General features: G+C 66.8%; 20 protein-coding genes and 1 pseudogene. 11 read left to right on the plus strand and 10 right to left on the minus strand.

Going from position 1 to position 22,218, the window contains the following annotated elements:
* Positions 1 to 338: 338 nt before the first annotated feature.
* Together O7B34_RS18130 and O7B34_RS18135 are read right to left on the minus strand one after the other, a co-directional pair.
* Complete coding sequence (locus O7B34_RS18130) at positions 339 to 1,841, minus strand: ATP-binding protein (RefSeq protein ID WP_337140157.1); 1,503 nt, start codon at positions 1,839 to 1,841, stop codon at positions 339 to 341.
* Between the two features lie 336 nt (positions 1,842 to 2,177).
* Positions 2,178 to 2,888: a glutathione S-transferase family protein gene (locus O7B34_RS18135; protein WP_337147327.1), complete on the minus strand. Its 711-nt coding sequence runs from the start codon at positions 2,886 to 2,888 to the stop codon at positions 2,178 to 2,180.
* A gap of 198 nt (positions 2,889 to 3,086) precedes the next feature.
* Here O7B34_RS18135 and O7B34_RS18140 point away from each other — a divergent pair, with 198 nt between their 5' ends.
* Both O7B34_RS18140 and O7B34_RS18145 read left to right on the plus strand, forming a co-directional pair.
* Positions 3,087 to 3,395 carry a hypothetical protein gene (locus O7B34_RS18140; protein ID WP_027146346.1) on the plus strand — a complete coding sequence of 103 codons (309 nt, stop codon included), beginning with the start codon at positions 3,087 to 3,089 and terminating at the stop codon, positions 3,393 to 3,395.
* Between the two features lie 153 nt (positions 3,396 to 3,548).
* Positions 3,549 to 3,872, plus strand: coding sequence for an endonuclease domain-containing protein (locus O7B34_RS18145; protein WP_337147329.1), 324 nt, complete (start codon positions 3,549 to 3,551; stop codon positions 3,870 to 3,872).
* A gap of 78 nt (positions 3,873 to 3,950) precedes the next feature.
* Here the strand turns inward: O7B34_RS18145 and O7B34_RS18150 are convergent.
* From O7B34_RS18150 to O7B34_RS18160, 3 genes and pseudogenes are all read right to left on the minus strand, one after another.
* Positions 3,951 to 4,781: pseudogene (locus tag O7B34_RS18150) on the minus strand (aldo/keto reductase).
* An 87-nt stretch (positions 4,782 to 4,868) separates the two neighbouring features.
* Positions 4,869 to 5,501, minus strand: coding sequence for a Vgb family protein (locus O7B34_RS18155; RefSeq protein ID WP_140509462.1), 633 nt, complete (start codon positions 5,499 to 5,501; stop codon positions 4,869 to 4,871).
* Between the two features lie 71 nt (positions 5,502 to 5,572).
* A complete protein-coding gene (locus O7B34_RS18160) occupies positions 5,573 to 6,793 on the minus strand; it encodes a helix-turn-helix domain-containing protein (protein ID WP_337147331.1) in 1,221 nt (406 codons plus the stop codon).
* Positions 6,794 to 7,092: 299 nt separating this feature from the next.
* Between O7B34_RS18160 and O7B34_RS18165 the strand changes: the two genes are divergently transcribed.
* Both O7B34_RS18165 and O7B34_RS18170 read left to right on the plus strand, forming a co-directional pair.
* Entirely contained in the window at positions 7,093 to 7,839 is a 747-nt protein-coding gene (locus tag O7B34_RS18165; protein ID WP_140509458.1) for a DUF899 domain-containing protein, read from the plus strand.
* A gap of 98 nt (positions 7,840 to 7,937) precedes the next feature.
* On the plus strand, positions 7,938 to 8,195 hold the full coding sequence (locus tag O7B34_RS18170) for a hypothetical protein (protein ID WP_337147332.1): 258 nt from the start codon (positions 7,938 to 7,940) through the stop codon (positions 8,193 to 8,195).
* A 15-nt stretch (positions 8,196 to 8,210) separates the two neighbouring features.
* On the opposite strand, the gene O7B34_RS18175 is transcribed toward O7B34_RS18170, so the two are convergent.
* Together O7B34_RS18175 and O7B34_RS18180 are read right to left on the minus strand one after the other, a co-directional pair.
* On the minus strand, positions 8,211 to 9,209 hold the full coding sequence (locus O7B34_RS18175) for a bestrophin family protein (protein WP_337147334.1): 999 nt from the start codon (positions 9,207 to 9,209) through the stop codon (positions 8,211 to 8,213).
* Positions 9,210 to 9,263: 54 nt separating this feature from the next.
* Positions 9,264 to 9,881, minus strand: coding sequence for a TetR/AcrR family transcriptional regulator (locus O7B34_RS18180; protein ID WP_337147336.1), 618 nt, complete (start codon positions 9,879 to 9,881; stop codon positions 9,264 to 9,266).
* Between the two features lie 251 nt (positions 9,882 to 10,132).
* Here O7B34_RS18180 and O7B34_RS18185 point away from each other — a divergent pair, with 251 nt between their 5' ends.
* From O7B34_RS18185 to O7B34_RS18210, 6 genes are all read left to right on the plus strand, one after another.
* Positions 10,133 to 10,630: a (2Fe-2S)-binding protein gene (locus O7B34_RS18185; protein WP_140771420.1), complete on the plus strand. Its 498-nt coding sequence runs from the start codon at positions 10,133 to 10,135 to the stop codon at positions 10,628 to 10,630.
* The gene (locus O7B34_RS18190; RefSeq protein ID WP_337147337.1) at positions 10,627 to 11,685 is read left to right on the plus strand and encodes an FAD binding domain-containing protein; all 1,059 of its coding nucleotides are present in this window, start codon (positions 10,627 to 10,629) and stop codon (positions 11,683 to 11,685) included. Before O7B34_RS18185 ends, O7B34_RS18190 begins: the two co-directional genes overlap by 4 nt.
* Complete coding sequence (locus tag O7B34_RS18195) at positions 11,675 to 13,933, plus strand: xanthine dehydrogenase family protein molybdopterin-binding subunit (protein ID WP_337147338.1); 2,259 nt, start codon at positions 11,675 to 11,677, stop codon at positions 13,931 to 13,933. The genes O7B34_RS18190 and O7B34_RS18195 overlap by 11 nt, the downstream gene beginning before the upstream one ends.
* 90 nt (positions 13,934 to 14,023) lie before the next feature.
* The gene (locus O7B34_RS18200; RefSeq protein WP_337147340.1) at positions 14,024 to 14,506 is read left to right on the plus strand and encodes a (2Fe-2S)-binding protein; all 483 of its coding nucleotides are present in this window, start codon (positions 14,024 to 14,026) and stop codon (positions 14,504 to 14,506) included.
* Entirely contained in the window at positions 14,503 to 15,486 is a 984-nt protein-coding gene (locus O7B34_RS18205; RefSeq protein WP_337147341.1) for an FAD binding domain-containing protein, read from the plus strand. Before O7B34_RS18200 ends, O7B34_RS18205 begins: the two co-directional genes overlap by 4 nt.
* Complete coding sequence (locus O7B34_RS18210) at positions 15,483 to 17,777, plus strand: xanthine dehydrogenase family protein molybdopterin-binding subunit (RefSeq protein ID WP_337147342.1); 2,295 nt, start codon at positions 15,483 to 15,485, stop codon at positions 17,775 to 17,777. Before O7B34_RS18205 ends, O7B34_RS18210 begins: the two co-directional genes overlap by 4 nt.
* A 168-nt stretch (positions 17,778 to 17,945) precedes the next feature.
* On the opposite strand, the gene O7B34_RS18215 is transcribed toward O7B34_RS18210, so the two are convergent.
* Entirely contained in the window at positions 17,946 to 18,956 is a 1,011-nt protein-coding gene (locus O7B34_RS18215; protein ID WP_337147344.1) for a zinc-dependent alcohol dehydrogenase family protein, read from the minus strand.
* A gap of 98 nt (positions 18,957 to 19,054) precedes the next feature.
* Here O7B34_RS18215 and O7B34_RS18220 point away from each other — a divergent pair, with 98 nt between their 5' ends.
* The gene (locus tag O7B34_RS18220; RefSeq protein WP_337147582.1) at positions 19,055 to 19,984 is read left to right on the plus strand and encodes a LysR family transcriptional regulator; all 930 of its coding nucleotides are present in this window, start codon (positions 19,055 to 19,057) and stop codon (positions 19,982 to 19,984) included.
* Positions 19,985 to 20,036: 52 nt separating this feature from the next.
* Here the strand turns inward: O7B34_RS18220 and O7B34_RS18225 are convergent, their stop codons facing one another.
* Together O7B34_RS18225 and O7B34_RS18230 are read right to left on the minus strand one after the other, a co-directional pair.
* Positions 20,037 to 20,798, minus strand: coding sequence for a slipin family protein (locus O7B34_RS18225; RefSeq protein WP_337147346.1), 762 nt, complete (start codon positions 20,796 to 20,798; stop codon positions 20,037 to 20,039).
* Positions 20,795 to 22,198 (minus strand): NfeD family protein, encoded by a 1,404-nt coding sequence (locus tag O7B34_RS18230; protein WP_337147347.1) that lies wholly within the window; start codon positions 22,196 to 22,198, stop codon positions 20,795 to 20,797. The genes O7B34_RS18225 and O7B34_RS18230 overlap by 4 nt, the downstream gene beginning before the upstream one ends.
* Positions 22,199 to 22,218 lie beyond the last annotated feature (20 nt).

Here is a 22,218-nt window from a genome sequence, read left to right on the forward strand (position 1 = left end):
CTGGCGGTCTTACTCTCAATCTTGGTCATGGTGGCGTTCCTTCGCGGGAATCAGGTGACGTTGAACATCACCAGCCTGCCATGACCGCCCTCTCTCAGCGAATTTGCAGAACTCTCAGCACACTACCGCCCGCGAGCCGGGAACCGATCGCCGCACGTCGGGACGGACCGGCTCATCATCCCATCGGGATGGCGGGCGGTCGACGGTGTCATCACCGTCCAGTTAGGGTGGCGGCGTCGCACGGCTGGCCCTCACCGAAACCCAACAAGCGACCGCATCCGGCCGGCTTGCCAGGATGCCTGCCTGATCAGCCCGAGGTTGAAAACTTCATAGTCCTCTTACAGCGCCAGGCTTCCCTGCTCCGCCTCCTCGGCGTTGGGGTCGCCGGGCGCCGTGGCCCAGGCGAGTTCGACCAGCGTCACGGTGCGCCGGCCGGCGCCGTCGAGCTGGCAGACGATGAGACCCTGCTCCTCGATATAGGTGAGCAGCCGCCGGGCCCGGCGCATGGAATGCGAGCCATAGGCGCGGGCGATCGCGCCATCGCTTGGGCACGGCCAGCCCTCCTTCGCCGCGCGCGCGATCATCATGAACACGCCCTGCATGTCCTCCGGCAGCAGCGAGGCGCGCACCGAGACGTCGCGCCACACATCGTCCTCGCTAGTTTCAGACCCCAGCCCGGCACGGGCGCGCGTCAACATGCGGCGGAATGCGGGCAGATCAGGCACGACCGAGGCGAGACCCTCGATGCGGCAGCGTACGACGAACTCCTGGTAGAGCACGCCGATCACGCGGAAGCCTGCGTCAGGTTGTGCAAGAATAGCGCGCAGCACGCGGTCCACCCGCTCGCGCCGCTCCGCCAGATCCTCGGCGCTGATTTGCGGCTCCGCCGGTTCGGGGCGGATGTCGCGCGGCGCCGATTTCGCCGCCATCAGCTGCTCCAGCAGGTCCGGCGACGCCACCCGGCGTGGCGCGCGCATCGTCTCCGGCGGCGGGGCGGCCAGGATGATGGCGCGGGCATCCTCGAGCGCCGCCTCCGGCAGCGGCATCAGCCTGGGCGTGCCGTTGCGCGGGCTGGTGTCGGTCGGGCCGATGCGCAGGCCGAGCGGGCGGCGCGACAGCGCCGGCCCCAGCGCCATGAACTGCCCGCGCTCCAGATCGCGAAACGCTTCCGCCTGCCGCCGTTCCATGCCCAGGAGATCGGCGGCGCGTGCCATGTCGATATCGAGGAAGGTGCGGCCCATGAGGAAGTTGGAGGCTTCCGCCGCGACGTTCTTGGCGAGCTTGGCCAGCCGCTGCGTGGCGATGATGCCAGCCAGCCCCCGCTTGCGGCCACGGCACATCAGATTGGTCATGGCGCCGAGCGAGAGTTTGCGCGCCTCGTCCGATACCTCGCCGGCCACCGCCGGCGCGAAAAGCTGCGCCTCGTCGACCACCACCAGCATCGGGTACCAGTGGTCGCGCGCGACCTCGAACAGCCCGCCGAGAAAGGCGGCAGCCCGCCGCATCTGGTTCTCGGCATCGAGCCCTTCCAGGTTGAGCACGGTCGAGACGCGATGGATACGCGCCCGCTCGCCGGCCGCCTGCAGCCCGCGCTCGGTATGCTCCTCGGCATCTATGACCAGATGGCCGTATCGTTCGCCCAGCGAAACGAAGTCGCCTTCGGGGTCGATGATGGTCTGCTGCACCCAAGGCGCGCTCTGCTCCAGGAGCCGCCGCAACAAATGCGACTTGCCGGAGCCCGAATTGCCCTGCACCAGAAGGCGGGTCGCCAGCAATTCCTCGAGATCGAGCTTCGCCGGGTCGCCCGCCGTCGTGTGTCCCATCTCGATCGCAACGGTCATGCCAGACTCATCAGCTCCTTCGCAGACGGGCTTATCAACCCGATCGCGGCCCGTCGAGCGTGGCATGGCCGGCGATTCGCGTTGCGCACAGCCGAGAGAACGACGACGTGGCCGCGATGGATGGCCGAAACCGGCGGGCCGTCTGCCGTTTACAGCCCTGACCTGTGGATAGTAACCACTTGTTCACCATGGGCCGGTGTTCCGATTGCGGACACCAGGCATCCGCCTAACCTGACCCTGCATCGTGCCCCAACGTGATGCACCCAACGCCCCCAAAAGGCGGCCGGCGTCTTCAAGTTTCTCTCCAAACGTATACGCCGGTCGCCACCCCTTCGGTTACAGCCTCGGCGCCGCCTCATGCGGCTCGATCTGTCCTGGGACTGGCGGCAATCGCGGCGCTTCCAGGCCCTCGAAGGGATCACGCCAGGCGTCGATGGCTTCAAGCCGCCCGTACCAGCGGGTGAGCGCGGGATAATCACCAAGCGGCAGCCCAGCGACATCGTTGAACGGCAGGAAGGTCGCCATGCGGAAGTCGGCATACGAGACTTCGTCCCCGACCAGCCATTGCCGGCCCGCAAGCGCGGTCTCCAGGATCGCCGCCGTCGTGTGAAACAGTTTCAGCCCCTCCTCGACCAGTTGGTGATCGATCGGCCCGATGTGATAGCGCTGCTTGGTGCCGCGCTCGAAATGCACCATGTCGCAGGCCCGCACGAAATTCTCCTTGCCCCAGCTCAGCCAGCGGATCATGTCGGGCTCATCCTCGCCGCTGCGCCAAAAATCCGAACCCATGTCGCGCGACAACCGGCAGGCTATGGCGTCGGCCTCCCACAGGCTGCCGCCCGGCCACGCCAGTATGGGGAGGGAAAGGTTGGGATTGAGTGGCCGGAATCGCTCCGCTTGCCCCGGCGTGAACGGCGACGCGAATTCGAAGGTCACTTTCGCCCCGAGATGACGCGCCACCGCGACCCCCAGGCGCGGATTGGGGTTGCGGCTGAAGTACAGTTTTGTTTCCGCCCCAGCCGGCATCGGCTCGACCTTGTCACTCATGAATGCCTCTCCTTGTCCCGGCGACCATCGCCAGATCAAGGACGGATGCGGCTGGTGCAATCCGACAAATCATACATTCCCCGCGGGCCGGGCGGAATGAGCAGCCCATTGAAACAGGACCGGTCGTGCAAAGTTTGGGTTGACCGCCTCCGGCGGCGAGGCGACACTTCATCCCGCAGCAAGGCAGGAGGAAGAACGATGGATGAGCCCGACCGCTGGCGCCACATGTCCAGCGCGCCAAAAGACGGCAGCCGGATACTCGTTACGGTCCGCCCGTCCGAGCAGGGGCCAGCGGAAGTCGACCTCGCCTACTGGTCACGCGCCGATCAGTTCGGTGAGGAAGGCTGGCGCGCCTCCGATTCCTCGCCCGGCCGCGTCGTCGAATACGCCGAGCCGGAGCTGAAGTGCTGGATGCCGATGCCCTCGGCCAATCTCAGCCGGGGCGCCTCGATGCCGGCGCCATGGGAAGGCGACGACGCGCAACAGCTGGACGGCTCGGGGATTTAACGCGCCGAGGGCGAAGCCGCCGATCTCCCCCCTCGTGGGGGAGATGTCCGGCAGGACAGAGGGGGGCGCCGTAGAGCGCCAACCTCAATCACAATCGAAGCTGCCATGCCGCATACGCCATTGCCCCCACAAAACCGCGCAAACGCTCGATCGATGCGCAAGGTCATGACCGACGCGGAGTTAAAGCTCTGGAATGAACTTCGCGCGCATCGACTGATGGGGCTTGGCTTTCGAAGACAATTGCCTATTGCCGGCTGTATCGTCGACTTTGCGTGCCCTCAGAAGAAGCTCGTCGTCGAACTCGATGGATCGCAGCACGGCGACGCAGAGCTTGCAGCGGCCGACACCTTCAGGACGAAGCGGCTGGAACAGGACGGCTGGACCGTGCTCCGGTTTTGGAATGACGATGTCATCCGCGACATCGAAAATGTCTGCCAACATATTGTCATCGTGGCGGGTTTGGGTGGTACGGACTGAGAGGCCGGCGGGACAGTGCCCCCCTCTGCCCTGCCGGGCATCTCCCCCACGAGGGGGGAGATCGGCCGCTTGGCACGCTCAGAACAAAAAGGCTGCCGTCGCCGGGTTCGGACCGTTGCGGCCGTCGGCCGCATCCATGCCGCCGATCGTCTCCAGGTCCTGCGCGTCCAGTTCGAAATCGAAGACGTCGAAATTGGCCGCGATACGGTCCTGGCGGACCGATTTCGGGATGACGATCAGCCCTTGCTGGAGATGCCAGCGGATCATCGTCTGCGCGGCGGACTTGCCGTGTTTGCGGGCAATGCCTGATATGGTCGGATCGCTCAGCAGGCGGCCGCTGCCCAACGGACCCCAGCTTTCCGTATGAATGTCGTGCCGGGCGTGAAACTCCCTGAGCGCGCGCTGCTGGAAGCGCGGATGCAACTCGACCTGGTTGACGACTGGTGTCACGCCCGTCTCGCCGATGATGCGTTCCAGATGATCAGGATTGAAATTCGAGACGCCGATCGACCTGATGCGGCCGGCCTGCTTCAGCTCGACGAGCGTCTTCCACGCCTCGACATATTTGTCCTGGCTGGGCACCGGCCAATGGATCAGGAACAGGTCGAGCTGCTCGACGCCGAGCTTCTGCATCGTGTCGTCGAAGGCACGAAGCGCCGCATCGCGCTGGTGAGCGCCGTTGCGCAGCTTCGAGGTGATGAACAGCTCGCTTGCCGGCACGCCGGCGGCGCGGATCGCCTCGCCGACTCCTTCCTCGTTCTGCTAACCCTGCGCGGTGTCGACCAGCCGGTAACCGGCCTCGATCGCCCAGCCCACTACCTGCGCGGTGATGTCGTGATCGACCTGCCACACGCCAAGGCCGAGCTGGGGAATGGCGGCGCCGTCGTTCAACGTGATCTGTTCGGGCATGATCTGGTCCTTTTGCGGGGGGATGGTCCAGCCTATCTAGGCCCGACATCGCGCAACGGCCAGTCGCCGAGGGAAAATTCGCGGTCCCTATTTCGGCCGGCGCACCGCCCGCACCACGCCGGCGTTTCCGCTGCCGCAGAAGAGGCGGTCGCCGCCATCGGACTCCAGCCCCGAGACGCCCATGCCGGCAGGCATGTCGAGCTTCTCCAGGACCTTGCCCGTCCGGGGGTCGACGCGGCGCAGATCGCTTTCGTCGCCCTCCCAGGTGGCGTGCCACAATTCGCCCTCGACCCAGGTCACCCCGGTGACGAAACGATTGGATTCGATGGTGCGCAGGATCGCCCCGGTCTCGGGATCGATCTGGTGGATCTTGCGCTCCCGGTGCTGCCCGACCCACAGCGTGCCTTCCGCCCAGGTCAAACCGGAATCGCCGCCATTGCCGGGTGCCGGAATGGTGGAAAGCACCTCGCCCGTGTCGGGATCGATCTTCTGGATGCGGTCCTTGGCGAGCTGGAAGAAATGCCGGCCGTCATAGGCGGTGCCGGCGTGAGCCGCGACATCGATCGAACGCAAGGCCTGCCCGCTCTCCGGGTCGAAGGCGTTCAGCCTGTCGCCCGAGGCGAACCAGACGTTCTTGCCGTCAAAGCTCACCCCGGCCACCGTCTTGGCACCTGGAAAGGGTCCGTATTCCCTCAAAATTTCGGCCGCTGAATGTTTCATTTCCTGATCCTTTAGTGTGGTCGTCATCCCGCTGACCTTTGCAGGCCGACATCACCTGAATATCAACACACTTAGCCGTTTGGCAGCGGCGCCGGGAGTAACAAGGTGGTCGTGAAACCCGCCACCGGCGGCGTCATCCAGCGGCGCGCCCGGCCTTGGCCGAAGGACTGCACCTTGCCGGCCTCGGCAAGCGGCTCGAGCGCCCGTTGCACGCTGCGCTGGCCGGTTCCAAGCGCCAGCGCCAGGGCCGAGCTCGACCAGGCTTCGCCGTCGGCCAGCAAGGCCAGCACGGCCGCGTGCCGCTCCTCGATCGGCCGCGCCAGCACCATCACCGCGCGCGCCTGGCGCGGCGCCAGCGTGAAGCCATGCTTGGTGGCGCTGATGCCGGCCAGTGCGCGAAGCTCTGCGCGCAGCCGCCCGATCTCGACGCGCAGGCGCGCGCGATGCGATTCATCGGCATGCCTGCCGCCGAAGGCCCGCGCCACGAGTTCGCCCCGCGACACATCCCCCGGCCAGGCTTCGGCGAGCGTCCGCGCCAAGGCGAACAGCACAGGCCGGCTTGCCAGCGAAACCGTGGTCCGCCCAACGCGCACGGCGTAGCGGAAAGCATCGACGACCAGAGCCGGCGATCCCTGCAACGCCTCGACCTCTTCGAGCAGCAGCGGCTGCTCCCTGCCGTGCGCGATCAATCGCGCCGCGGGTGTCTCCAGCGCCTGCCATGCGCTGTCGACCTCCGCGATCAGGCCGGGAATGCCGGCCTTGCGGGCGGCATGTCGCGCCCACTCCAGCGCCGCGCGTGCCGGCCTGGTCCGCAGGCGCCGCATGGCAATCCCGGCGACGGCGAGTTCGTGCGCGGCCCTGGCCGCCGGCGGAAGCGGCGCCGGGTCGAGCCCGGCCAGCACATGCTCGGCCTCGTCGAGGCGGCCGATCAGGAGCAGGCGCCGCACCTTGAGGTGGCCGGCATGCGCCGCGTTCAACCGGTCGCCGTGCTTTTCCAGCGCCGTGCGGGCCGCGTCGAGCGCCTTGGCCGGCCAACCGAGATCACGCGAGACCAGCGCGATCTCGGCCTCGGCGACGACGCATCTGGCGCGCGCGACGGCCTCTTTCGGACTGAAGGCGCGCGCGGCCCGCCGCAACAAGAGCTTGGCGCGATCGAAGTCGCCGAGCTGCGCCATGGCGATGCCGCGCAGCGCCAGCGCCGGCGCGTCCTCGCGCAGGGCGACGCGGTCGAGTGCCCCAAGCGGATCGCCGGCCGCCAGCGCCAGCGCTGCCGAGGTGATCAGCGAGTCCATTCAAATCCCGTCACACTTGTAACTCCCACCTCGGCACCGAGCCGCCCTAACTTACGTCAGTACCGTCAACCAGCAAGTCGGCCCAGCAAGTCGGCAATGACGGCACGCATAGGAGATACAAAGATGCCTGCTTCCACCGACCTCGACCTCGACACGGCCAATGATACGGCCAAGCACGCCGCACGCCACCCCTGCTGCGCCGGACCGGATCTCTTGGATTCCGCCGCGCCTGCGGCACCCCGACCTGCCCAGGCAACACCACACCGCAACGACGCCACGACTGGCAAAGGAGAAGACCAATGACCATGACGATGAAGACCCCGCCGATCGTTTCACGGCAAGATTGGGAAGCCGCGCACCAAAAGATGCTGGTGAAGGAAAAGGCGACGATGCGCGCCAGGGACGCGCTGTCGGCCGAACGCCGGCGCATGCCATGGACGGAAGTGGACAAGGCTTATGTCTTTGAAGGCCCCGACGGCAAGGTGAGCCTGCTCGACCTGTTCGAAGGTCGCCGCCAGCTCATCGTCTACCGCGCCTTCTTCGAGCCTGGCGTCTATGGCTGGCCGGAGCACGCCTGCCGCGGCTGCTCGCTCGGCGCCGACCAGGTCGGCCACCTCGCCCATCTCAACGCCCGCAACACCACGCTTGCCTATGCCTCGCGCGCGCCGCAGGCCGACATTGCGCGGCTGAAGCAGCGGATGGGCTGGGAGATGCCCTGGTACACGATCACCGACAGCTTCGACAAGGATTTCGGTGTCGACGAATGGCACGGCCACAACGTGTTCATTCATGATGGCGACCGCATCTTCCGCACCTATTTCATCAACAACCGCGGCGACGAGGCGTTGGGCACCGTCTGGAGCTATCTCGACGTCACGCCGCTCGGCCGCCAGGAGGTCTGGGAAGACTCGCCCGAAGGCTACCCGCAGACCCCGCTCTACAGCTGGTGGAACTGGCACGACAACTACGAAGCCGGAGCCGACAAGAAATGGGCCGAGGTGTCCGCCGCCGGCGAAGCCGCCTTCCGCGACAAGGCCAACCAGTAGCCGGCGCAAGCCTGTCCAGCCTGGGCTCCTCTCCCGCCTCCGGCAGGGGCTGAGGAACCCAGGTCCCGACGGGTCGCAATCACCAAGGGAATAAGACCATGAGCGATATCCAATCCGGCATCGGCAGCGCCGAAAATGCCGCCCCTCGTGGCATCGCCGACTGGCTGTGCCTGGCAGCAGCGCCCACCTTCGCACTGATGGCGCTGCTTTCCCGCCTTCAAGGCGGCGACGGGACCATGCCATGCATGGGCGCCTCGCCGCTGGCCGGACCAATCCTGACCGGGATGCCCGCCATGTACCTGCTGATGAGCGCTTTCCACCTGGCGCCCTGGCTGCGGGTGATCTCCCGCCGGTAGGCGCCCGCTTCCGCCTCACATCGCGATGTCGTTGACCGGCAGCAAGGGCTTGGGAAGGTCGCTCTCGCCGAGCCCGGCGCGCATCTCGATCTCGATGTCGCGGCAGATTTGCGAGATCGGCACATCGTTGGCGTTGCCCTCGAAAGGGTTGGCGCTGCTCTCGCCGACCTGGTCGAGGGACATGTAGGCCCAGCCCAGCAGCGTGCTGAACGGGATCGTCAGCCAGATGGCGATCGAGCCGAGCATGCCGTCCAGTTTGCCCATGTCGGCGAACACCGGAACCACGCCGAACGGCAGCAGCGTGCAGAAGATCATGACGAACATGGAACTGACGATGGCGTATTGCCGGGGATAGGGATTGTTCTTGATGCGGTCGCAGCGCGCCTGCTGGTCGTGGAAGTCGCGGATCAGCTTCGTCAGTTCGACATAGACCTGCGCCGGAACCTTGGCGTCCTTGAGCAGCCCGTTGACCTGGACCGACTGCATTTCGAGCAAGGCTATCGCCGGACGAGGCGATTTCAGGACATCAACGGTCTGGTCGCCCAGCAGCGGGCGCAATTCGTCGACGATCGAGCCCTCGTCCTCCTGGATGTGGTAACGCCGCCGGTATTCGATATTGGCGGCCTTCCCCATCGATTCCCATGGCATCGGCCGCCGCAGCGCGTATCGCAGCGCCGTCATCCAGGCGATGTGGCGGTAGATGAGCTTCCGAGCCGTCGGCGCATCGAGGAAGTCCCGGCAGAAATTGGACCACATCCGGCTGCTGGCCGTGATCTGCGTGAAAGCCTGCAGCGCCTCACCGCTGCGGGTGAGCACCTGCGAATTCTTGAAGCCGGTGACGAGCGATACCGTGGTGCCGAGCACCAGCACCACCGACCATGGCACGGAGAACCCGGCAATGCCCGGCAGGCGGTAGGCCGCCACGGCCAGCCCGCTCACCACCACCATGTAGAGCACGCTGCGCCGCGACCACAGCGCGAAATCGACCACCTTGTAGGAACGGCCTACATACATTGAATGCCCCTCAAATCATCCTGTCGCGCACGGTTGCGCGGCCATTATCCCCGTTCACCCAGCCTTCCCCGCTCCGAACCGCAAGCCGTCCATCAACAGCTTCACCAACCGGCGGGAGCGATCGCGCCATTCCGGCGTGTCGGGTGCCGAATAGATGCCGCCGAGCGCATGCAGCACGTCGGAGGCATCGACGTCGCCGCGGATCGTGCCGTCGGCCACCGCCGCCTCGACCAGTTGCCGCAGCGCCTGCGAAACCCTACCCGACGTGTCGGAGAAGAGCGTCGAATTGGTGGTGAACAGGATGCGCAGGCTGGTCGCCAGGCCGCGCTTGGTGGCGATATAGTCGACGAAGCGGCGCATCCACTCTTCCAGAGCGACATCGGAGGGATGTTTTGCCGCAAGCTCGCCGGCCGCCGCGCATAGCGCCTCCGCCTCGCGGCGGTAGACCACCTCGACCAGATGCTCGCGCGTCGGGAAATGCCGGTAGAGCGTGCCGATACCGACGCCGGCGCGGCGCGCGATCTCCTCCAGCGAGGCATCGATGCCGCGCTCGGCAAACATAGCCGCCGCGACCTCGGCCAGCCGGTCGCGGTTGCGCTGGGCATCCGCGCGCAGCGGTTTGTCGGCGGCGGCGGGTTTTTGGTCGACAGTTGTGACGGGCTCAAAAGCCAATTTTTTTCTCCACCAGGGATATGGGGGCTTGAACCATGCCCGGCCAGCCCCCACGTAAATAAACGGAGGCGCCTCCGTTTTAGTGGAGCACCTTTATCATATAATCAGGGAGCCCGGTATGTCACGTCTTTCGAAGCCGCAAGCTGTCACCTTCCCCACCCGCGGCGGATTGGCTGCCGCCTGACCTTGTCCTTCCCCTCCCAAGCGCCAGATCATCCCCCTCAGCGTCAAGCAACTGGAGCCAGACGCCCATGACCACCCTTCCCATCTCGCTTACCGTCAATGGACACCGCCACGAACTCGAGGTCGACACCCGCGTCACCTTGCTCGACCTGCTACGCGAGCGGCTTGAGCTCTCCGGCACCAAGAAAGGCTGCGACCGCGGCCAGTGCGGTGCCTGCACGGTGCTGGTCGACGGCAAGCGCATTAATTCCTGCCTCGCGCTGGCGGTCAGCCATGACGGCGCCGAGGTGTTGACCATCGAAGGCGTCGCTCACGGTGAAGAACTGCATCCGGTGCAGGCCGCCTTCATCGCCCATGACGGCTTCCAGTGCGGCTTCTGCACACCCGGCCAGATCATGAGCACGCTCGGCCTGATCGCCGAAGGACAGGCTGGAGACGATCCCGAGCGTATTCGCGAGGGGCTGAGCGGCAACATCTGCCGCTGCGCGGCCTATGGCGGCATCGTTGAGGCCGTCCTGGAAGCCCGGCAACAACTTGCCGGAACCGACCGGAGGACCGCGGCATGAGAGACTTCGATTTTATCAGGCCGGCCACCATCTCCGACGCCATAGCGGCGGCGGCCGGACCGGGCTCGGCCTATCTCGCCGGCGGCACCAATCTGCTGGATCTGATGAAGGGCGGCATTACCAGCCCCGAACGGATCGTCGACATCACCCGGCTGCCGGAACTCAATCGCATCGAAACGCTCGATGATGGGGGCCTGCGCATCGGCGCGCTGGTCCGCAATGCCGATCTCGCACACGATCCGGCCTTCGCCAAGGCCTATCCGGCGGTGGCCGAGGCGCTGCTGTCGGGCGCCTCGGCGCAGCTTCGCAACGCCGCCACTGTCGGCGGCAATCTGTTGCAGCGCACGCGGTGCAGTTACTTCTATGACACCGCCAGCGCCTGCAACAGGCGCGAACCCGGTTCCGGCTGCTCGGCCCTTGGCGGCGAGAACCGCCTGCATGCCATCCTGGGCTGGAGTGATGCCTGCATCGCCACCCACCCCTCCGATTTCTGCGTGCCCCTGGTGGCGCTGGACGCCGTGGTCGAGATCGAGGGCAAGGAAGGCCGGCGCCATGTGACGCTGGAGGAATTTCACCGGCTTCCGGGCGACACCCCGCAGCGCGAGACCGTGCTGGAGCCGGGCGAGCTGATCGTTGCGGTGCGCCTGCCGGCGGAAGCAGCTTCCTTCGCCGCTCACGCCCGCTACCTGAAAGTGCGCGAACGCACCTCCTATGCCTTCGCGGTCGTTTCGGCGGCCGCGGCACTTGTCGTCGATCGCGGCAAGATCCGCGGCGCAAGACTGGCGCTGGGCGGTGTCGCGGCCAAGCCGTGGCGTGCGCGTTCGGCGGAAGCGGTGCTGCTTGGCGCCGATGCCGACGAGGCGAGCTTCGTTCGCGCCGCGGATGCCGCGTTGTCCGACGCCAGCCCCTCCGGCGACAATGCCTTCAAGATCGAGCTGGCCCGCCGCATCGTCGTCAGGGCGCTGATGGCCGCAAAGGCCGGAACGCCCGAGCGGATGCCGGCTCTTCCTGCCTCCCCCTTTTCCTCCATTCCCGGAGTGCGCGATGACGCTTGAACTCAGTCTCAACCAGCAACCCGCCCATACGCGGCAGGGCTCCAGCATCGGCCAGCCGCTGACCCGCCGCGACGGATTCTTGAAAGTCACCGGGGCGGCGCGTTACGCCGCCGACAACCACCCGCCCGGCATGCTCTATGCCGTGCTCGCCGTCTCGAGCATCGCGCGCGGCCGGGTCGTGTCGCTGGATATCGAGGCGGCCAAGGCGCATTCGGGCGTGGTCGAGGTGATGACGCCGCTGAACCGGCCGGCGCTCGCCGTCGATCCGGATGCCAAGGACCATCCCTTCATGTTCCGGCTCGACCTGCTGCAGAACGATGGGGTTCGCTATCCCAACCAGAGCATTGCCGTGGTGATCGCGGAGACGCTGGAAGCGGCGACCGAAGGCGCGGCGCTGCTGTCGCCGCGCTATGAAACGCTGCCGGCGCGCGTTGGTCTCGATGGCGGCAAAAGCTTCGTGCCGCGCGGCGTCGGCGTCGGCAACCCGGCGGTGCAGGAGAAGGGCGATGTCGAGGCTGGCCTCGAATCGGCAAGGACGCGGATCGAGGCGGCTTACGAGACGCCGGCACAGTACCACAACGCCATGGAGCCCCACGCAATCGTCGCTGCCTGGGACGGCGACCAGCTGTCGATCGACACGCCCAGCCAGGGCCTTGCCATGGCGCAAGGGCGCATCGCCGGCCTGTTCGGCATCGCGCCGCGGAACGTCCACATCCGCAGCCCATTCCTGGGTGGTGGTTTCGGCTCCAAGGGCATGATCTCCGGGCCACAGGTGCTCGGCATCCTGGCGGCGCGTCTCGTCGGCCGCCCGGTCAAGCTGGTGCTGCGGCGCGAGCAGATGTACGGCCCGGTCGGCCATCGCGCCCCGACCCGCCAGACATTGCGCATGGGCATGGATGGCGAAGGGCGGCTGACCGCGATCTCCCATCACGCCAGGACCACATCGAGCACGTTCGACGATTTCTTCGAACCGGCGGCGGACGCCTCGCACACGCTCTATGCCAGTCCGGCCATCGCCACCTCGCATGATGCCGTGCGGCTCGACACCGGCACGCCGCTGTTCATGCGGGCGCCGGGCGAGGCCACCGGATCGATCGCGCTGGAAAGCGCCATCGACGAGGCGGCCCATGCCTGCGGCATGGACCCGCTGGAATTCCGACTCAGGAATTATGCCGAAGTCGAGCCTATGACCGGCAAGCCGTTCTCCTCCAAGGCGCTGCGCGAATGTTACGAACAGGCGGCCGAGGCGTTTGGCTGGGCGAGCCGGCCGCTGCAGCCGCGGCGGATGCGCGACGCGGACGGTTTCCTTACCGGCTGGGGGATGGGCACGGCGACGTTCCCGGCGCTCATGTTCCAGGCCGAGGCACGCGCGGTGCTGAGGGCCGACGGCAGCGGCTTGATGGAGACCGGCGCTCAGGACATGGGCCAAGGCGCCTGGACGGCCTTTGCCCAGATTGCGGCAGACGGGCTGGGGCTCGACATCGACCAGGTCGATTTCAGGGCCGGCAGTTCCGACCTGCCCAATGCGGGCATCGCCGGCGGTTCGGGTCACACGGCGACGGCCGGCATGGCCATCCACAATGCGGGTGCGGCCGTCATCGCCAGGCTTGCCGATCTCGCCACGGGCAACGAAGCCTCGCCGCTGTTCGGCGCCGGCAATGAAGGTGTCCTGGCGCGCGGCGGACGCCTCTACCGCCGCGATGACGAAAGCCGCGGCGAAAGTTATGGCGAGATCCTCGCCCGCGCGGGTCTTGCCGAGATCGAAGGCCATGGCAAGGGCGCTCCGGATCCGGCGTCGCAGGAGACCTACGCCAAGCACGCGCATGGGGCCGTGTTCGCCGAGGTGAAGGTCGACCCGGATTTAGGCCAGATCCGGGTCACCCGGCTGGTCGGCGCATTCGCCGCCGGACGGGTCATCAATCCGCGGCTGGTGCGCAGCCAGTATTATGGCGGGATGATCTGGGGCGTTTCCTTCGCGCTGCACGAGGAAGCCGTCACCGACCGGCGCTCCGGCCGGATCCAGAATGCCAACCTCGCCGAATACCATGTCCCGGTGAATGCCGACGTGCCGTCGGTCGAAGCGCTGCTGGTTCACGAGGACGACCCTCACGTGAACGCACTCGGCATCAAGGGCGTCGGTGAAATCGGCATCACCGGCACGGCCGGCGCCGTGGCCAATGCGGTCTGGCACGCGACCGGCGTGCGCCCGCGGCGCTTTCCGATCCGGATCGAGGACCTGTTGGGGTGAGGAGCGGTCCGTCCGAAGCAACGGGTTGGACCCTCCCTACCCTAACTCCAATTCATCCCCCAAGCGTCAAGCAACTGGAGCCAGACGCCCATGACGAGCAAGACCACAATTCCTGTCCATCTCGATATCAACGGCCGGCGTCACACGCTGGAACTCGAACCGCGTGTCACGCTGCTCGACGCCTTGCGTGACAGGCTCGGCCTGACCGGCACCAAGAAGGGCTGCGACCATGGCCAGTGCGGCGCCTGCACCGTCCATGTCGACGGCGAGCGCGTGCTGGCCTGCCTGACATTGGCCGCACAGGCCGCGGGTCGCACCATCACCACCATAGAGGGGCTTGCACGGGAGGGCGAACTGCATCCCGTGCAGGCTGCCTTCCTCGAACAGGACGCCTTCCAGTGCGGCTATTGCACGCCAGGCCAGATCATGTCGGCGGTGGCCTGCATTCGGGAGGGCCATGCCGGCTCGGACGAGGAAATCCGCGAATACATGGCCGGCAATCTCTGCCGCTGCGGCGCTTATCCGCACATCGTCGCCGCCGTCCGCCAGGCAGCGCTGGAGGCCGCGTCATGAGGGATTTTTCCTATCTTCGCGCCACTTCGGTCGACGCCGCCCGCCAGGCGGCCGCGCTCCCCGGCGCCATGTTGCTCGCCGGCGGCACCACGCTGATCGACCTCGCCAAATGCGGCGTCGCCGAACCCGACACGCTGGTCGACATCACCCATATCAAGGGACTGGACCGGATCGAGATCGGCGAGCACAGCGCCATCATCGGCGCGCTCGCCAGGATGGGCCATGTCGCCGAGCACGACGACATCAAGAGCCGCTTCCCCGCCATCTCGGAGGCGCTATGGCAGGCAGCGTCGGCGCAGATCCGCAACATGGCGACCATAGGCGGCAATTTGATGCAGCGCACGCGCTGCCCCTATTTCCGCGATCCCTCGAACTTTTCGGCCTGCAACAAGCGTGTATCAGGCAGCGGCTGTTCGGCGATCGGCGGCGTCACCAGGGGCCATGCCGTGCTCGGCACCAGCGACGCCTGCATCGCCATGTACCCAGGCGATCTCGCCACCGTGCTCGTCGCCTTCGACGCGACAGTCCGTCTCGGCGATCGGCGCATCCGGGTCGATGACTTCTTCCTGTTGCCCGGCACGACGCCGGACAGGGAACACGCGATCGAGCCGGGGGAGATGATCACCGCCATCGAAATCCCCTCTTCCGCCGCTGCCCACCGCTCGGCCTATCTGAAGGTCCGCGACCGGCAGTCCTACGAGTTCGCGGCGGCCAGTGCCGCCGTCGGGCTCGAACTGGAATCCGACGGACGCACCATCCGCGATCTGCGCGTGGCGCTCGGTGGTGTCGCCACCAAACCATGGCGGGCGCGGGCCGTCGAAGACGCGCTGAAAGGCAAGGTGCTGGAGCCGGAAGCTGTTCGCGCCGCCAGCCTGCTCGCCGTCGAAGGCGCCGTCGACCAAGGCGCCAACCACTACAAGATCGAGCTCGCGCCGCGCGTCGTCGCACGGGCTATTCTCAAGATGGGAGAAACGGCATGACCGTTCACAACATCAGACATGGCGATGCGTTCGACGGCGGCGCGGACGCGGTCGGCGGCCGGCTGTCGCGCGTCGACGGTCCGGCCAAGATCACGGGTGCCGCCAAATACGCCGTCGAGCAGCAGCTCGAAGGCCTCGCCTACGCCGCACTGGTCGAAAGTACCATCGCATCCGGCAAGGTGCGCGCCATCGACAGCAAGGCGGCCGAGGCAGCACCGGGCGTACTCAAGGTGCTGACCGCGGACACCATCATCAGCCTGAGAACCGCCTCGGACTGGTTCGGCACCCCCCCGCCCGACAAACCCTATTGCCCGCTGGCGCGCGACATCACCTTCTCGGGCCAGCACGTCGCCGCCGTCGTCGCCGAGACTTTCGAGCAGGCGGTCGCCGCGGCGGCGCTGGTCATGGTCAGCTATGACGAGACGCCGGCAATCGTCGACCTCAGCGACGGCAAGGCCGGCGACGGCATTCCGGTCGATGCCATGACCAAGGAATGGGGCGACGCGTCCGCCGCCTTCGCCTCCGCCCCGGTGCGGATCTGCGCCGCCTACAACACACCGCGCGAATACCAGGCGCCGATGGAACCGCATGGCCTGATCGCCCGCTGGGAAGGCGACCATCTCACCGTGTGGGAGCCGAGCCAATGGCTGGACGGCATGGCGCGCACCTATGCCGAATGGTTCGCCGTGCCGTTCGAGAATGTGCGGCTTGTGTCGCCCTATATCGGTGGCGGCTTCGGTTCCAAGGCACTGGCGCTCAGCCATGGCGCGATTGCCGCGAGTGCCGCGAAAATGCTCGGCCGGCCGGTGCGGCTGGTGATGACGCGGCCGCAGACCTTCACCAGCTATGGCGGCCGCGCCGCAACCCGCCAGACGGTGACGATCGGCGCCGACCGTGACGGCATGATCCAGTCGATCGTGCATCGCGGCGTCAACGAAACGTCCATCGACGGCATGTGGGTCGAGCCGCTGGGTTCGGTCACCTCGATCATGTACGCGACGCCGAACTTCTCGTCGAAACAGAATGTCGTGCGGGTGAATTCGGTGGTGCCGGGCGCCATGCGCGCGCCGGGTGAAAACCCATCGGCCTTCGGCATCGAAAGCGCCATCGACGAGCTCGCCTACGAGGTCGGCATCGATCCGCTGGAGATCCGGCTGAAGAACTACGCCGAACAGGACCCGCACGCGAAAAAAGCCTGGTCGACCAGACAGTTGCGCGAAGCTTTTGCAGCGGGCGCCGAACGCTTCGGATGGGCCAGGCGCACAGCTGAGCCGCGCTCGATGCGCGACGGCAACCAGCTGATCGGCTGGGGCGTCGCCGCCGGCACCTATCCGGTGCGGCGCGCCTATGGCGAAGCGATGGTGCGCATTCTGGCCGACGGCTCGGTCGAGGTCGAGAGCTCCTCGATCGACATGGGCCAGGGCACCTACACCATCCTGGCGCAGACCGCCGCCGAAACGGTTGGCGTGAGCGCAGACAACGTCGTGGTGAAGCTCGGCGATTCCCGGTTTCCCCGCGCCGGCGTCACTGGCGGCTCACGGCTGGCCGGCGTGATGACGGGCGCGGTCCACAAGGCGGCGACCTCGGCGCTCGACCAGCTGATCGGCTTGGCCATCATTGATCCGCGCTCGCCCTTCCACACGCTGCAGGCCAACACTTTGGTCGTCGCCAATGGCCGCATCGGCTCGCCTCGCGGCGATGGTCCCGATGTCTCGATCGCCGAACTGCTCAAAAGCATCGGCCGCGACCTCATCGAGGCGACCGGCGACACCATGCCGGCCAATTCGACGGCAGAGGATCGCTACAAGAACTACACCACCATCGCCATGGCGCTGCCGCACACCGAGGGCGACTATTCCCGCCATTCCTGGTGCGCGCATTTCGTCGAGGTGCGCGTCGACGAGGATTTCGGCACGGTGCGCGTGTCGCGGGTGGTGTCGGCGCTGGATTCGGGCCGGCTCTACAATCCGAAGCTGGCCGAAAGCCAGTGGAAGGGCGGCATCATCATGGGTATCGGCCAGGCGCTGCTCGAAGAAGGCATCGTCGACCGCCGCCACGGCCGCATCGTCAACAATAACCTCGCCGACTATCTCGTCCCGACCAATGCCGACATCCCCGAGATCGAGGTGATCTCGGTCGGCATCCCCGACCTGCACTCCTCCGTGCTCGGCGGCAAGGGTGTCGGCGAACTGGCGATCGTCGGCATGGCGCCGGCGATCGCAAATGCGGTGTTCCACGCAACGGGCAAGCGGATCCGGGATCTGCCCATCACGTTGGAGAAGCTGATCTGAGGGTGGAACTGCCAATCTCCCCCCTGGAGGGGGAGATGGCCGGCAGGCCAGAGGCTCGCGTGGAGCGCCGACCTTGATCGGCCGGCGATAGGAAGCCGCTTCCGGTCGAACCGACCCACTCTGTCGCCTTCAGCGACATCTCCCCCTTGAGAGGGGAGATCGGCTGCTTCACCACTCCAGCCCGAACACCAGCTTGCCGAAATGCAGGCCGCCGGCGGCCATGTGGGTGTAGGCTTCGCTCGCTTGATCGGGTGAAAACACCTTGTCGACAACCGGTTCGATCCTGGCCGCGCCGATGGCACGGGCGGCGTCGAAAAGATCGGATACGGATCCGGTGTTGTTGCCGACCACCTTCAGCGCCTTGATGATGATCGGCAGCAGATTGATGGTGGCTTCCGCACCGGTGACGAAGCCGATGGTGAACAGCGTGCCGCCGGGCGCGGTGGCGTTGACGGCACGGGCGAAGGTGGCGGTTCCGCCGGTCTCGACGATGAGGTCGGCGCCGAGGCCGCCGGTCAGCTCCAGCACCTTGCCGTCCCAGTCGGGCGTCGCGCGGTAATTGATGAGATGATCGGCGCCGAGCGCCTTCGCCCGCTCCAGCTTTTCGTCCGACGACGAGGTGATGATGACGGTGGCGCCGGCGGCTTTCGCGAGTTGCAGGGTAAAGATCGAGACGCCGCCCGTGCCAAGCAGCACCACGACCGAGCCCGGCCCGACATTGGCGGCGCGGATGGCGTTCCAGGCGGTGGTGCCGGCGATCGGCAGGGTCGACGCCGCCTCGAAGGAGAGATGCGCCGGGACCGCCACCAGCGAATTGGCCGGCAGCGCCACATATTCGGCCAGCGACCCCGGCATCGAGACGCCGCGCATCTGCGTCATCTCGTAAGGCCGGGGCGGCCCACCGATCCAGCGCGGCTTGGCATGCGTGACGACGCGATCGCCGATGGCGAACCTGGTAACGCCCTCGCCCAGCGCGACGATCTCGCCGGCGCCGTCGGCGACGGGGATGAGCGGGAAACTCGGTCCGGGATAATTGCCGCTCGCCACCGCGACGTCGACGAAATTTAGGCTCGCCGCACGCTGGCGGATCAGCACCTCGCCGCGCTGCGGTTCGGGGGTTGCAACGGTGGCGGCGCGGAAGGCGTCCAGCCTGGGCTGGCTGAGTTCGATGGCTTTCATGGTTTCACTCCGGTGGGACGATTTGTTCGATTGAATGAACCTATTTGCTGCGCTATCTCTGGATAATCCTTGTTTTTTGCAATTGAGAACTGTGAATGATGCAGCAATCTCACGAACCCGCTGCCCTTGCCGAGATGGCCGCCTTCGCTGCTATCGCCGAGGCGCGCTCCTTCACCCGGGCGGCGGCACGTGTCGGGCGCGACGCGACCATCCTGTCGCGGCGCCTGCAATCGCTGGAGGCGCGGCTTGGGGTGAGGTTGCTCTCGCGCACGACGCGCAGCGTGTCGCTGACCGAAGCGGGTGCCGAATTCCTGGTGCGTGTGCGCGCCATCCTCGCATCCGTCGACGAGGCTGAGGCCGCCGCGTCCGCGCATGCCGGGGGCGGCCCGCGCGGCGTGCTCAGGCTGGCGCTGCCCGGCACGTTCGGGCGCATGTGGATCGGGCCGCTGCTGCCTCAGTTCCTCGCCGAATTTCCCGATGTCCGCATCGAGGCCGAATTCTCCAACCGCTTCACCGATCTGGTCGCCGAGAATTTCGATGTCGCCGTGCGGCTGGGCAGCCTGGAGGATTCGCGCCTGGTGGCACGCAAGGTGGCGACGCGACGCCGGTTGCTCTGCGCCGCTCCCTCCTATCTCGCCCGCAAGGGCAGGCCGGAGACACCCCAGGCGCTGCTCGACCACGCCTGCCTGGGCTTCTCGGGCTTCCAGACCTTTCCAGCCTGGGAGATGACCGACCGCGAGGGCCGGCGCGCACGCATCGAGGTTTCGGGGCCGTTGGTCACCGACGATGCCGAGGTGCTGGTCGACGCCGCCGTGCAAGGCGTCGGCTTGATGATGAGCACCGACTGGCTGGTCGGCCGCGAGCTTGCCGACGGACGGCTGGTGCCCGTGCTGGAGGAGTGGACGCTGGCGGACGAAGGCGCGGTCTACGTCGTCACGCCCTCGGCCAAGGGAAAAGCCGCCAAGACCCGCGCCTTCACCGACTGGATCGGCAAGCGCTTCGCGCCGGAGCCGCCCTGGCGGCGGTGAAGGTTGAAGCTATGTGGCTGGCGAAGACGCCGATCGCCCCCTCGTGGGGGAACTACGCGCTCTTCCCGTGCTTCAGGAATTGGCTGAGCAAGTCCACCGGCAGCGGGAACACCACCGTGGATGAGCGCTCGCCGGCGATGTCGTGCAGGGCCTCGAAATAGCGCAGCTGCATGGCCTGCGGCTCGGCGGCCAGCATGCGGCCCGCCTCGACCAGTTTCGCCGCCGCCTGCTGCTCGCCTTCGGCATTGATCACCTTGGCGCGCCGCAGCCGCTCGGCCTCGGCCTGTTTGGCGATGGCGCGGACCATGTTCTCGTTGAGGTCGACATGCTTGATCTCGACATTGGACACCTTGATGCCCCACGCATCGGTGCGCTGGTCGAGGATTTCCTGGATGTCGCTGTTGAGCTTGTCGCGCTCGGCCAGCATCTCGTCGAGCTCGTGCTTGCCGAGCACCGATCGCAGCGTGGTCTGCGCCAGCTGGTTGGTGGCGGCCATGTAGTCCTCGACCTGGATGACCGCCCGCTCGGCGTCGACGATGCGGAAATAAAGCACGGCATTGACCTTGACCGAGACGTTGTCGCGCGAAATCACGTCCTGCGGCGGCACGTCCTGCACCACCACGCGCAGGTCGACCTTCACCATCTGCTGGACGAAGGGGATCAGAATGATCAGGCCGGGTCCCCTGACCCCGCTGAAGCGGCCGAGCGTGAAGACCACGCCGCGCTGATATTCCCTGAGGATGCGGATAGCCGCGGACAGGAACATGACCACAAGAAGCGCAAGTACCAGGTAGGCCACATAACCGATGTTCATTGCCTTGCTCCATTCCTTCCCGCGTCGCGCCGTCGCACGGTCAGCACGAGGTCGGCGATCTCGGTCACCTCGACGCTGTCGCCGGCCGCGACGGGTTCATCGGCCTTCGCCCGCCAGCGCTCACCCAAGGCCAGCACATGGCCCTCGCCGCCCTGCCAGTCGAGGATCTCGGCCGGCTGGCCGCGCATTGCCTCGCCGCCGACGCGCGGCGGCTTCCGGCGCGCCGCCCAGAGATAGGTGCCGCTCAGAAGCGCCAATCCAAGCGTCAGCCCGGCGGTGGGACCGATGACGGCCCATGACAGGGCAAAGCCCGGCCCCTCGACCCGCAGCAGCATGGCGGCACCGAACAGAAAGGCGGCCACGCCGCCGAGCCCGAGCACGACGGTGGGATTGAAGGCCTCGATGATCAGGAAAATGACGCCGAGCAGCATCAGGGCAAGGCCGGTATAGTTGATAGGCAGGAGATCCAGCGCATAGAGGCCGAGCACGAGACAGGTGGTGCCGATGACGCCGGGCGCGACCGCGCCCGGGCTGGTGAACTCGAAGACGATGCCATAGACGCCGACCAGCATCAGGATGACGGCGGTGTTCGGATCGGTGATGACGGAAAGCAGCTGGATGAACCAGCCCGGCTCCAGCGTCTCGACCGGCAGCCCCTTCGTCGCCAGCACCACTTTCTTGCCCGCCACATCGACGGTGCGCCCATCGGCCAGTTGCAGCAGCTCGGTGGCGTCGCGGGCGACGAGATCGATCACATGTTCCTGTAATGCCGCATTGGCCGAAAGGCTCGCCGCTTCGCGCACGGCCTTCTCGCCCCAGTCGCCGTTGCGCCCGCGCAGTTCGGCAAGAGAGCGGATCAGGGCGACCGCGTCATTGGTCACCTTGGCCATCATCGCGTCGCCCGCCGGCCGCCCGCCGGCTTCCTTCTGGTCGCCCCCGCCCTTCTGGTCACCCACCTCCTTCTGATCGCCCTTGTCGCCGCCCGGAAGCGACGGCAAGCCGCCAATCTCCATCGGCGTCGCCGCACCCAGATTGGTGCCGGGCGCCATCGCCGCGACATGGGTGGCATAGAGGATATAGGTGCCGGCACTTGCCGCATGGCCGCCGGCCGGGGCGACATAGCCGATGACAGGCACCGGCGACGCCAGGATGTCGGCGATCATCTCGCGCATCGAGGTGACCAGCCCGCCCGGCGTGTCGAGCTTTAGGATGAGGACCGCCGCGTCCCGCCTGGCCGCGGCATCGAGTGCTTCCTTGAGCTGCCTGCTGCTTGCCGGCCCGATGGCGCCGTCAATGGCGACGCTCAGCGCAACCCTTTCGCTCCCGGCTGAGGAGAAGGGAGAAAGCACAGCCGCGACGACGAAGGCCGCGGCAAGAAGGGCCACCCGCGCGAAGGTCACGCTCAAACTCCTAGCCAAGA

This window comes from Mesorhizobium sp. Cs1299R1N3, assembly GCF_037179625.1.
GTDB lineage: Bacteria > Pseudomonadota > Alphaproteobacteria > Rhizobiales > Rhizobiaceae > Mesorhizobium > Mesorhizobium salmacidum.

What these genes read in the sequence shown, in the direction of transcription:
- O7B34_RS18190 (WP_337147337.1), top strand. Translation starts at nt 10,627, where the DNA reads ATGAGAGACTTCGATTTTATCAGGCCGGCCACCATCTCCGACGCCATA.
- O7B34_RS18165 (WP_140509458.1), top strand. Translation starts at nt 7,093, where the DNA reads ATGACCATGACGATGAAGACCCCGCCGATCGTTTCACGGCAAGATTGG.
- O7B34_RS18130 (WP_337140157.1), bottom strand. Translation starts at nt 1,841, where the DNA reads ATGACCGTTGCGATCGAGATGGGACACACGACGGCGGGCGACCCGGCG.
- O7B34_RS18215 (WP_337147344.1), bottom strand. Translation starts at nt 18,956, where the DNA reads ATGAAAGCCATCGAACTCAGCCAGCCCAGGCTGGACGCCTTCCGCGCC.
- O7B34_RS18195 (WP_337147338.1), top strand. Translation starts at nt 11,675, where the DNA reads ATGACGCTTGAACTCAGTCTCAACCAGCAACCCGCCCATACGCGGCAG.
- O7B34_RS18170 (WP_337147332.1), top strand. Translation starts at nt 7,938, where the DNA reads ATGAGCGATATCCAATCCGGCATCGGCAGCGCCGAAAATGCCGCCCCT.
- O7B34_RS18220 (WP_337147582.1), top strand. Translation starts at nt 19,055, where the DNA reads ATGCAGCAATCTCACGAACCCGCTGCCCTTGCCGAGATGGCCGCCTTC.
- O7B34_RS18140 (WP_027146346.1), top strand. Translation starts at nt 3,087, where the DNA reads ATGGATGAGCCCGACCGCTGGCGCCACATGTCCAGCGCGCCAAAAGAC.
- O7B34_RS18225 (WP_337147346.1), bottom strand. Translation starts at nt 20,798, where the DNA reads ATGAACATCGGTTATGTGGCCTACCTGGTACTTGCGCTTCTTGTGGTC.
- O7B34_RS18135 (WP_337147327.1), bottom strand. Translation starts at nt 2,888, where the DNA reads ATGAGTGACAAGGTCGAGCCGATGCCGGCTGGGGCGGAAACAAAACTG.
- O7B34_RS18160 (WP_337147331.1), bottom strand. Translation starts at nt 6,793, where the DNA reads ATGGACTCGCTGATCACCTCGGCAGCGCTGGCGCTGGCGGCCGGCGAT.
- O7B34_RS18205 (WP_337147341.1), top strand. Translation starts at nt 14,503, where the DNA reads ATGAGGGATTTTTCCTATCTTCGCGCCACTTCGGTCGACGCCGCCCGC.
- O7B34_RS18145 (WP_337147329.1), top strand. Translation starts at nt 3,549, where the DNA reads ATGCGCAAGGTCATGACCGACGCGGAGTTAAAGCTCTGGAATGAACTT.
- O7B34_RS18200 (WP_337147340.1), top strand. Translation starts at nt 14,024, where the DNA reads ATGACGAGCAAGACCACAATTCCTGTCCATCTCGATATCAACGGCCGG.
- O7B34_RS18175 (WP_337147334.1), bottom strand. Translation starts at nt 9,209, where the DNA reads ATGTATGTAGGCCGTTCCTACAAGGTGGTCGATTTCGCGCTGTGGTCG.
- O7B34_RS18155 (WP_140509462.1), bottom strand. Translation starts at nt 5,501, where the DNA reads ATGAAACATTCAGCGGCCGAAATTTTGAGGGAATACGGACCCTTTCCA.
- O7B34_RS18210 (WP_337147342.1), top strand. Translation starts at nt 15,483, where the DNA reads ATGACCGTTCACAACATCAGACATGGCGATGCGTTCGACGGCGGCGCG.
- O7B34_RS18185 (WP_140771420.1), top strand. Translation starts at nt 10,133, where the DNA reads ATGACCACCCTTCCCATCTCGCTTACCGTCAATGGACACCGCCACGAA.